The organism is Ideonella sp. P3_A4, assembly GCF_056403075.1.
In genome coordinates, this window is the sequence record NZ_JBFUGE010000978.1 from 1 (window position 1) to 1604 (window position 1604).

The 1604-nt window shown below is 64.4% G+C and carries 3 protein-coding genes; all 3 read left to right on the forward strand.

What is annotated here, in order from left to right; translation table 11 throughout:
- Positions 1–26 precede the first annotated feature (26 nt).
- Positions 27–602, forward strand: coding sequence for a YceI family protein (locus AC1DYI_RS35040; RefSeq protein WP_477208705.1), 576 nt, complete (start codon positions 27–29; stop codon positions 600–602).
- 49 nt (positions 603–651) lie between these two features.
- Positions 652–1260, forward strand: coding sequence for an FMN-dependent NADH-azoreductase (locus AC1DYI_RS35045; protein WP_477208706.1), 609 nt, complete (start codon positions 652–654; stop codon positions 1258–1260).
- A gap of 55 nt (positions 1261–1315) precedes the next feature.
- Positions 1316–1604: 3,4-dihydroxy-2-butanone-4-phosphate synthase (locus AC1DYI_RS35050; RefSeq protein ID WP_477208707.1), on the forward strand; the 289-nt coding region annotated here is incomplete at its 3' end.

The following is a 1604-nucleotide window of genomic DNA, read 5'->3' on the forward strand; positions in this document are numbered from 1 at the left end:
CAACTCATCTTCAAGGACGTTTCCCCATGCGCAAGACCCTCATCGCCGCCGCCCTGGCCGCGACCGCTCTCGTAGTCACCGCTCACGCGGAGGTCGCCACGTACAGCATTGACCCCACGCACACCTTCGTGACCTTCGAGGTCACCCACTTCGGAACCTCCACGAATCGCGGTCGGTTCGACAAGAAGGAAGGCACCGTGCAGTTCGACAAGGCCGCCAAAACCGGCAAGGTCGAGCTGACCCTCGAGACTGGCTCGATCGACACCGGCACGTCCGCGTTCGACAAGCACCTGCAAGGCGACAACTTCTTCAACACCGCCGCCTACCCGACAGCGAAGTTCGTTGCCAACACCTTCAGCTTTAGCGGAGACAAGGTCAACGAAGTGGCGGGCCAGCTCACCCTGCTGGGCAAGACCGTGCCGGTCGTGCTCAAGGCCACCAACTTCAACTGCTACGTCAACCCGATGCTCAAGCGCGAGGTCTGCGGTGGCGATTTCGAGACCACGATTCAACGCAGCCAGTGGGGCATGGGCTGGGGCATCAACCTCGGCATTCCCGACGCCGTGAAGCTCGCCGTCCAGGTCGAAGCCGTCAAGCAGTAAGCAAGCAGTCCGTCGCCCGTTCAACTCACCACAACTCTCGAGGTTCATCATGCAAGTTCTTCATCTCGACTCCAGCGCCCTCGGCGCGGCATCCGTCAGCCGTCAACTGACCTCCGAAATCGTCGCCCGCCAGCGCGCGCTGCACCCGGACATCGAGGTCACCTACCGCGACCTCGCGGCCGACCCGGCCCTGCACCTCACCGGCGCTCACATGGCCGCGCGCATGGGCGCCACCAGCGACGATGCGACCCTCAACGACGACCTGGTCAAGGGCAACGCCTACATGGACGAGCTCTTCGCAGCGGACGTCCTGGTCATCGGCGCGCCCATGTACAACCTGTCGATTCCGACGCCGCTCAAGGCCTGGATTGACCGCGTTGCCGTGGCCGGCAAGACCTTCCGCTACACCGCCACCGGGCCCGAAGGACTGCTCAAGGGCAAGAAGGCCTTCATCGCGTCGGCGCGCGGCGGCGTGTACTCGGCAGGGAGCCCCGCAGCAGCGCTCGAGCACCAGGAGACCTACCTCATCGGCTTGCTGGCCTTCCTGGGCGTGACCGACGTGAAAGTCGTGCGTGCCGAAGGCATGGCATTCGGGCCGGAGGCCAAGGAAGCCGCCATCGCGCATGCGCTGGAAGACATCGCCGCCATCGCGGCCTGAACCGCCAGCGCAAGCTCTCGGCAAGCCTGAAGCCAGCCACCGTGGGAAGAACCCAATGAAGTCCAACCGCATCGAAGACGCCCTGGCTGCGCTTGCGCAGGGCCGAATGGTCGTCGTCGTCGATGACGAAGACCGGGAGAACGAGGGCGACTTGATACTGGCCGCAGAGCATGCGACCCCGGAGCGACTCGCGTTCATGGTTCGACACAGCAGCGGCGTCATCTGCGCAGGCTTGCCTGGTGAGCGGCTCGACGCGTTGAATCTTCCCCTCATGGTGGCGCGCAACACCGAGTCGATGTCGACGGCCTACACGGTCACGGTCGACTACCGACACGGCACCACGA